Origin of the sequence: Demequina gelatinilytica (assembly GCF_000971115.1) — a bacterium.
Taxonomy (GTDB): domain Bacteria; phylum Actinomycetota; class Actinomycetes; order Actinomycetales; family Demequinaceae; genus Demequina; species Demequina gelatinilytica.
This window is the reverse complement of the sequence record NZ_BBLV01000010.1, coordinates 86,700-94,662: the sequence shown is the minus strand read 5'-3', so window position 1 is coordinate 94,662 and position 7,963 is coordinate 86,700. Positions and strand designations below refer to the sequence as shown.

The 7,963-nt window shown below is 72.8% G+C and carries 8 protein-coding genes; 2 read left to right on the top strand and 6 right to left on the bottom strand.

Annotation, left to right across the window (positions count from 1 at the left end; genetic code table 11):
• Window positions 1–131 precede the first annotated feature (131 nt).
• Window positions 132–782 (bottom strand): response regulator, encoded by a 651-nt coding sequence (locus tag AOM00_RS10025; RefSeq protein ID WP_062517649.1) that lies wholly within the window; start codon window positions 780–782, stop codon window positions 132–134.
• Complete coding sequence (locus tag AOM00_RS10020; protein ID WP_062517648.1) at window positions 779–1,798, bottom strand: sensor histidine kinase; 1,020 nt, start codon at window positions 1,796–1,798, stop codon at window positions 779–781. The genes AOM00_RS10025 and AOM00_RS10020 overlap by 4 nt, the downstream gene beginning before the upstream one ends.
• 151 nt (window positions 1,799–1,949) lie before the next feature.
• Here AOM00_RS10020 and AOM00_RS10015 point away from each other — a divergent pair, with 151 nt between their 5' ends.
• Both AOM00_RS10015 and AOM00_RS10010 read left to right on the top strand, forming a co-directional pair.
• Window positions 1,950–3,542 (top strand): PspC domain-containing protein, encoded by a 1,593-nt coding sequence (locus AOM00_RS10015; protein ID WP_062517647.1) that lies wholly within the window; start codon window positions 1,950–1,952, stop codon window positions 3,540–3,542.
• Entirely contained in the window at window positions 3,539–3,853 is a 315-nt protein-coding gene (locus AOM00_RS10010; protein ID WP_062517646.1) for a hypothetical protein, read from the top strand. The genes AOM00_RS10015 and AOM00_RS10010 overlap by 4 nt, the downstream gene beginning before the upstream one ends.
• A gap of 163 nt (window positions 3,854–4,016) precedes the next feature.
• Here the strand turns inward: AOM00_RS10010 and guaA are convergent, their stop codons facing one another.
• From guaA to AOM00_RS15625, 4 genes are read right to left on the bottom strand one after another with little or no spacing between them, the layout of a single operon-like run.
• Window positions 4,017–5,588 (bottom strand): glutamine-hydrolyzing GMP synthase, encoded by a 1,572-nt coding sequence (gene guaA, locus AOM00_RS10005; RefSeq protein WP_062517645.1) that lies wholly within the window; start codon window positions 5,586–5,588, stop codon window positions 4,017–4,019.
• On the bottom strand, window positions 5,585–5,932 hold the full coding sequence (locus AOM00_RS10000) for a DUF3817 domain-containing protein (protein ID WP_062517644.1): 348 nt from the start codon (window positions 5,930–5,932) through the stop codon (window positions 5,585–5,587). The genes guaA and AOM00_RS10000 overlap by 4 nt, the downstream gene beginning before the upstream one ends.
• Entirely contained in the window at window positions 5,929–6,714 is a 786-nt protein-coding gene (locus AOM00_RS09995; RefSeq protein ID WP_062517643.1) for an SURF1 family cytochrome oxidase biogenesis protein, read from the bottom strand. Before AOM00_RS09995 ends, AOM00_RS10000 begins: the two co-directional genes overlap by 4 nt.
• The gene (locus tag AOM00_RS15625) at window positions 6,711–7,880 is read right to left on the bottom strand and encodes a GGDEF domain-containing protein (RefSeq protein ID WP_062517642.1); all 1,170 of its coding nucleotides are present in this window, start codon (window positions 7,878–7,880) and stop codon (window positions 6,711–6,713) included. The genes AOM00_RS09995 and AOM00_RS15625 overlap by 4 nt, the downstream gene beginning before the upstream one ends.
• Between the last annotated feature and the right edge of the window lie 83 nt (window positions 7,881–7,963).

The following is a 7,963-nucleotide window of genomic DNA, read 5'->3' as shown; positions in this document are numbered from 1 at the left end:
CCCCCGCCCCCGCCCCGCGCCCCCGCCCCTCGATCGCGCAAGCGTTTACCCCGACTGCGAGTGCCCGATCGACCGCCATTTCGGTCAGCATCGGGCGGGGTAAACGCTTGCACGCCGGGAGCGGGGTGGGGCTAGACGATGCGGCGCTGCGCGGCCCAGTGCGCGAGCTCGTGCCGGTTGGACAGCTGCAGCTTGTGCAGCACCTTGCCCACATGGGTCTCGACGGTCTTGACGGAGATGAACAGCTTCTCCCCGACCTCGCGGTACGTGTAGCCGCGTGCGATGAGCCGCATGACCTCCTGCTCGCGCTCGGTGAGCTTGTCGAGGTCCTCGTCGGCCGCCGCGACCTCGCCGCCGGCGGCGCCGAACGCGTCGAGCACGAACCCGGCCAGGCGCGGCGAGAACACGGCATCGCCGGTCGCCACGCGCCTCACCGCATCCGACAGGTCGGGTCCGGAGATGGACTTGGTGACGTACCCCCGGGCCCCGGCCCGCACGGTCGCGACCACGTCCTCCGCGGCGTCGGACACGGAGAGCGCGAGCACGCGGGGCGCGCCCGGCCGATGCAGGATCTCGGCGAGCACGTCGAGCGCCCCGCCGCCGGTCCCGCCCGGCAGGTGCACGTCGAGGATCACCACCTGCGGCTGCGCCTCGCGCACCACCGCGACGGCCGACTCGACGTCGCGGGCCTCCCCGATCACCTCGATGTCGTCGTCGAGGCTCTCCCGGACCCCCACACGGATGACGTCGTGGTCGTCCACGATCACCACGGATACGGTCATGGCTGCTCCTCCCGGGGCATCGTGATGGTCACCTCGGTGCGACTCCCGGGTGCGGACGAGACCTCGGCCGTCCCGCCATGCCGCTCGACGCGATGGATGATCGACTCCCGGATCCCGAGCCGGCCCGACGGCACCGCCGCCGGATCGAAGCCCGGGCCGCCGTCGCGCACGAAGACCTCGAGCCCGGCAGCGGTGACCTCGGCGTAGACCGAGTAGGGCGCCGCGCCGTGGCGCGCCGCGTTGAGCACGGCCTCGCGCACGGCCTGCACCGCGGCGGCGAGCCCGGGCGTGGTCGGCGCATCGCCGACCGTCACCACCTCGACCTCGACCCCGTGCGTGTCCTCGACCTCGGCCACCGCCGCTCCGAGCGCGGTCGCGACCGACTCCTGGGTGCTGCGGCGGTCCTGGTAGAGGTACGCCCGCAGGTCGCGTTCCTGCGCTCGTGCGAGGCGCGCGACCGCAGCGGGGTCGTCTGCCTTCGCACGGATCAGGGTCAGGGTCTGGAGCACCGAGTCGTGCAGGTGCGCCGCGATCTCGGCACGCTCGAACTCGCGTACGCGGCGCTCGCGCTCGACCCCCACCTGACGGATCAGCCGCAGCCACCACGGCGCGAGCACCAGCGCGATGCCCGCGGCGACCACCGTCGGCACCACGATCGCGCGCGTCACCTGGTTCCACCCGGACGTCCCCGCGGCGAACAGGCCGAGCGCGCCGATCGCGAGCGCCACCCCGCCCACCGCCCGGAGCCACGCGTCCCGGGAGAAGAGCCCGCCCACGTCCGGGCGCCGCGCATCGAGCTGCACGGCGTTCTCGAGCGGGCTCCACACCAGCACGACCGCGACCACGAACAGCAGCAGCGGCATCAGCCACCACGCGAGGTTCGCCCACTCGTAGCGGCGCACCAGCATCACCGCGGCGATCACCAGCAGCACCAGCCCCACGGTCGCGCGCCACCACTGCACGGCAGGCGAACGCCGCTCGAGCGGGCGCGCGATACGCATGCTGGTGGCCGTCATGGCTCCACCTTGGCACAGGGCCCCGCACGCCGACCTCGGCCTCCGGGACGATGCGCGACCCGGCCCAGGATCAGGGTCCGAATCAGGGCCTTCCCTCATAGCGCGGACGCGTGCCCCGGCGCGAGACTCGAGTGAGATCGGAGGACAAGACATGACCGACCAGCAGACCCCGCCTCCCGAGGCCGGGTTCTTCACCACCATCCGCGGATGGGGGCTCACCCGTTCCGACGCGCGTGTGTTCAGCGGCGTCACGGCCGGCGTCGCCGAACGCCTCGGCTGGTCGCGAGCGTGGACCCGCGTGGGCCTCGTGGGGCTCGCGATCGTGCTCAACGGCATCGTGCTCCTCGCCTACGCGGCGGCATGGGCGCTGCTGCCTGACCGACGCGGGCGGATCATCGCGCAGGACTTCGGGCGAGGCGTGCCGAACGTGGGTGCGCTCGTGGTGATCTCGCTGGTGGCCCTCGCGGGCCTCGCGTCCCTCGACAACGCAGGACCGTGGTCGTGGTCGTCGAACGCCGTCTGGGACGACGGCATGGGCGGGGGCGTCTTCCGCATCGCGGCGGTGGTCGCGATGGTCGTGGTGCCGCTGGGCGTGATCGGCGCGATCATCGGGCTGATCATCTACCTGGTGCGCCGCGACGGCCACCGCGGCGGCCCGACCCCGCCTCCCGGTCCCGGCGGGGCCCCGGTGTACGCCGCCCCGCCGCAGTGGGCCGCCGACCGCCGCGCGCAGCGCGAGGCCGCGCGCCAGGAGCGCCGTGACGAGCGTCACGCCTACCGCGCAGCGGTCGCGGAGCAGGTCGCGACGGACGTCTCCTCGACGACCGACGAGGCGGTCGCGTCGGCCCAGCAGGCCGCGGACGATGCGGCAGCGGCGGCGCACGCGGCCGCCGCGCAGTCCGGCGCCACCTCTGCGACGCCGTACGGCGCCCCGTACACCGCACCGCCGGTCGCGCCGCCCCGCCCCCCGCGCCCGCCGCGAGTGCCGGGTCCCGGCGCACCCTTCTACCTGCTCACGCTCGCCTGGCTGATCCTGTCGATCGCCGGCATCGCGATCGCGGACCGTCAGGGCGACCTCGCGGTGCAGCCGCTGGTCGCGTGGGGCGCGCTGTTCGTCACCGGTGTGGGCGTGATCCTCATGCTCGTCGCGCTGAGCGGTCGCCGGCTCGGCTTCCTGGCCTTCGCCTCCGCGCTCATGCTCATCCCGACGGCGATCTTCATCGCCAAGGCCGACGACGTCCGCGGCAGCTGGGCCGAGCCGTACTACCCGGACGTGCAGATCGACGGTGGCGGCATCCACATCGGCATCGGGGACCCGAACGTCGAGGAGTCCGCGTCGACCGTGCCCGAGCCCGAGGCCTCCCCGTACGACGCCCTGGCCGCGTTCGACGGCGACTACGCGACCATCACCCTCCCGGCCGGCTGCTACGCGACCGAGGAGACCCCGGTCTCGGACGGCATGTCGCGCGGGCTCGTCTCCGAGACCGCGCTCGAGGAGCCGACCACCGCGGCAGTCACCGCCGCGTTCACCACCGTGCGGATCGCCACGGGCGGTTCGCTCGAGATCGCGACGGACCAGGCGGTCCCCACCTCGGTCTACTGGCCCGACCGCGGTGTCGCGTGCGACATGTACGCGGGCGAGCCGCTGACCCTGTCCAACCCCGGCGAGCCGCTGCTCACGCTCGACGCCTCGTCGAGCACGGACGGCTACGCCACCATCGTGATCGAGGAGGTCGCATCGTGACCACCCAGCTCCGTCCCCGCCGCGGCGCCGCCGAGCGCGTCACCGGCGTCATCTGGGGAGCGATCGTCGCCGCGTCCGGCGCGTGCGCGATCGCCGCCCTGTCCGGGTACGACGTCGACCTGCAGCTCATCGCCATCATCGCGCTCGCCGCGCTGGGCGCCTGGCTGGTGGTGTCGGCGGTCGCGGTCGCGACCCGTCAGTCGCGCCAGGAGCGCGCGAGGGCGGAGGCCACGGCGATGCCCGCATCGTCCGGCGCGGCCGAGCCCGAGCCCGAGCCCGAGCCCGAGCCGGAGGACCGCGAGGACTCCTGACCGCGCACGCAGAAGGGGCCGGGCGCATCGTCTACCGATGTGCCCGGCCCCTTCTGCGCCGCTCAACCCCGACGCCGGCGCCCTGGGAGGTGGTGAGTGCTCACCATCCACGGATTCGAGCACCGAGCACCTCGTGAGGCGCCGATCGCGAGGATCGAGCGGGTCACTCCCACTCGATGGTGCCCGGCGGCTTGCTCGTGACGTCGAGCACCACGCGGTTGACCTCCGCCACCTCGTTGGTGATGCGGTTGGAGATGTGCGCGAGGACCTCGTAGGGCACGCGCGACCAGTCGGCGGTCATGGCGTCCTCGGAGGACACCGGGCGCAGCACCACGGGGTGGCCGTAGGTGCGGCCGTCGCCCTGCACGCCCACGGAGCGGACGTCGGCGAGCAGCACCACCGGGCACTGCCAGATGGACTGGTCCAGGCCGGCCTTGGTGAGCTCCTCGCGCGCGATCGCGTCGGCCCGGCGCAGGATCTCGAGGCGCTCCCACGTGACCTCGCCGATGATGCGGATGCCCAGACCGGGGCCCGGGAACGGCTGACGGCCGACGATCTCCTCGGGGATGCCCAGCTCGCGGCCCACCGCGCGGACCTCGTCCTTGAACAGCGCACGCAGCGGCTCCACCAGCGAGAACTGGAGGTCGTCGGGCAGGCCGCCCACGTTGTGGTGGCTCTTGATGTTCGCCGCGCCCTCGCCGCCGCCGGACTCGACCACGTCGGGGTACAGGGTGCCCTGCACCAGGAACTCGACGTCCTCGCCGTGCGCGCCGGCCTCCTCGACCACCTGGCGCGCCGAGTCCTCGAACACGCGGATGAACTCGCGGCCGATGATCTTGCGCTTGGTCTCCGGGTCGCTCACGCCCGCGAGCGCGGACAGGAAGCGCTCCTTCTCGTCACGGATGATGAGGCGCACGCCGGTCGAGGCGACGAAGTCCTTCTCGATCTGCTCGACCTCGCCGGCACGCATGAGGCCGTGGTCCACGTGGATGCACGTCAGCTGGTCGCCCACGGCCTTCTGGACCAGCGCCGCCGCCACCGCCGAGTCGACGCCGCCGGAGAGCGCGCAGATGACGCGCTTGTCGCCGACCTGCTCGCGGATGAGCGCGACCTGCTCATCGATGACGTTCGAGGGCGTCCAGTCGGGCTGGAGGCCCGCGACGTTGTAGAGGAAGTTCTCGATCGCGTGCTGGCCGAGCGGAGAGTGCTTGACCTCGGGGTGCCACTGCACGCCGCACATGCGCTTGTCGAGGTTCTCGAAGGCCGCGACGGGCGCGCCCTCGGTGGTCGCGAGCACCTCGAAGCCGGGAGGCGCGGACTGCACGGAGTCGCCGTGGCTCATCCAGACCTCCTGGACGGCCGGGCTGCCCGCGAGCGCGGTGCCGGCATCCGACACCGAGGCCTGCGTGCGGCCGTACTCGCGCAGACCGGTCTTGGCGACCGTGCCGCCCATGGCCTGCGCCATCGCCTGGAAGCCGTAGCAGATGCCCATGACGGGCACGCCGGCGTCGAACAGCGCGGGGTCGATCTGCGGGGCGCCGTCCTCGTACACGGAGGACGGTCCGCCCGACAGGATCACCGCGGCGGGGTCCTTGGCGAGCATGTCCGCGGCGGACATGCTGTGCGGGACCACCTCGGAGTAGACGTTCGCCTCGCGCACGCGGCGCGCGATGAGCTGCGCGTACTGCGCGCCGCAGTCGACGACGAGGACGGGACGGTGCTGGGTCTCGGTCACTTCTGAACCTCCAGGGTGTCGAGCACCTCCGCGTGCACGCGGCGCTCGGCGAAGAACGACAGCAGAGGGACGATGCCGCCCGCGGCCATGTAGATCACGCGCGGGACGTCCCACCGCATGAGGAGCCACAGCTGCAGCACCGTGACCAGGTAGACCATGTAGACGAAGCCGTGGATCTGCGCGATCACCAGCATCGCGGGGTCCAGGGTCGCCTTGAGGTCCTCCAGGCCGGGCAGGTACCGCAGCATGCCGAGGAACACGACGATGAGCAGCGTGCCGGTCACGAAGGCCATCACGCGGTAGCGGGCCAGGGCGCCGGGGATCTTGCTGGAAGCGTCGCTCACGCGTGGTCCTCTCCGGTGGCTTGCGCATCGTCCGGGGTCTCCGGGCGCGCGCGACCATTGTCGCGTATCCAGCGCACCGTGATGAACAGCGCGAAGCCTCCGAACAGCCACCACTCGATCGCGTACGCCGCGGAGCGGAAGTTGATCTCCGTGGTGGGCGGCAGCGGCTCGAGCGCGGTCCAGGACTCGGAGCCGTGGTAGGACACCAGGAGCGCGCTGTACATGGGCGCGGGCCACACCTGCGCGAGCTCCGACGTGGCCATCGCCGAGGCCCAGAACGTCCCGTCCGCGGGATCCTCCTGAGGGAGGGACGATGCGGTCGACGCCTCGGGCGCCCGCAGGTAGCCCTCGAGCGCGACCTCCGTGCCCGGCGCATCGTCCGGTCCGGCCACGTCGCCCTCGGGGCGCCACCCGACCACGACCGCGAGGGTCGCCTCCTCGCCCGTGCCGGTCTCCGCGGCCGGCACGGTGAGCGCACGTACGAGCATCTCGGCCGCCACGCCGTCTACCTCGCGCCCTGTCACCACGGCCGCATCCTGGTCGGCCCAGGTGCCCGTCACGGTCACCTGGCGACCGATCGCGACGCCGGCGGCCTGTGCCGGCTCGAGGACCTCCGCGAGCGCCACGGCAGGATCCGGCAGGACCGTGCGGCCCGTGGTCGAGGCGCGGGTCCACTGCCACCAGCCGAGCGCACCGCACACCCCGACCGCGAGCGCCACGACGAGCACGGCGGCGATCACGCGGCCCCAGAGGATGGCGCCGCGCGTGTCCTCGCGCGTCACCTCGCGGGCCGCGCCGACGTGCGTGACGAGCCCGGCTCGCCGAGCGGGCGCATGCGGACGCAGTCGCGGCCCGCCTGCTTCGCGTCGTAGAGGGCGTCGTCAGCCCTCTTGACCACGCGGTGGCTCATGCGGTCGGCCACGCCATCCGCCACACCGACCGACACCGTCACCTGGTGCTCGTGGTCGCCGCACACGATCGGGCGTTCGCCCACGATCCTTCTCATGCGCTCCATCATGGCGGCTGCGTCGACCAGGGTGGAATCCGCGAGCACCACGATGAACTCCTCGCCGCCCCAGCGTCCGAGGGCGTCGGTCACGCGCACCTGCCCGCGCAGGCGGTCGCCGAGCTCGGCGAGCACCCTGTCGCCGCACGCATGCCCGTGCACGTCGTTGAGCGCCTTGAACCGGTCGAGGTCCGCGATCGCCACGCAGTACCCGTGGCCCTCCGCGTTCGCGAGCTCCTCGAGCCGCGCCGTCACGGGGCGGCGGTTCGCGAGCCCGGTGAGCGGGTCCGTGTTGGCCAGGAACTCGGCATGGGCCGCGAGCCGCTCCGCCTCGGCGCGCGCCGCGCGGGCGCGATGATGCGCGACCACGGACAGGATGAACATGAGCGTCGCCGTGCCCACCGCGTTGATCGCGAAGGTGTCCGCGATGTGGGCCGGATCCGCGTACCTGCCGACGCTGTCGGTGGCGAGCTGCGCGTACATGAAGGCCGTGGCGGACAGCACCGCGAAGGTCCAGCGCCAGGCGCGCTGACGCTCGGTGAACATGAGGAACACCAGCTGCGAGGAGGTGATGAGGTAGAGGTGATGCCCCGACGACCAGCCCATGAGGACGGCCATGTAGAGCATCCCTACGGTGGCGGCCACGAGGTACACCACGGCGGCCATGAGCTGGCGACCGCGCGCCACCAGGAACAGCACCGCGAGGAAGGCCGCGATCTCGAGCCCGTTGAGCCACGGCAACGGTCCCGCGGCGACCGCGTCGTCCATGCCGTAGCGCACCGTGAAGAGGCTGGTGGTGAAGATCGACACCAGCGCGAAGGTGCGCACGGTCCCCGCCGCGGCGCCCTCGGCGCCGCTCAGACCGCCCGCGCGTCGCTCGAAGAACGTCGACAGCGCTGCAGGCAGGCGCGAGCCGTGAGCCTCGGGATCCCCCGGTCCCATCGCGCCTCCCTCCGGCCGCACAGCCGTGCCGGTGGCGCGACTCGCGGTCCTACCCCTCAGCGGGACCGCTACGACCAGCGTAC

Excerpts from the sequence above, each read along its gene's own strand:
- AOM00_RS10025 (WP_062517649.1), bottom strand. The coding sequence starts at position 782 with ATGACCGTATCCGTGGTGATCGTGGACGACCACGACGTCATCCGTGTG.
- AOM00_RS15625 (WP_062517642.1), bottom strand. The coding sequence starts at position 7,880 with ATGGGACCGGGGGATCCCGAGGCTCACGGCTCGCGCCTGCCTGCAGCG.
- AOM00_RS10015 (WP_062517647.1), top strand. The coding sequence starts at position 1,950 with ATGACCGACCAGCAGACCCCGCCTCCCGAGGCCGGGTTCTTCACCACC.
- AOM00_RS10020 (WP_062517648.1), bottom strand. The coding sequence starts at position 1,798 with ATGACGGCCACCAGCATGCGTATCGCGCGCCCGCTCGAGCGGCGTTCG.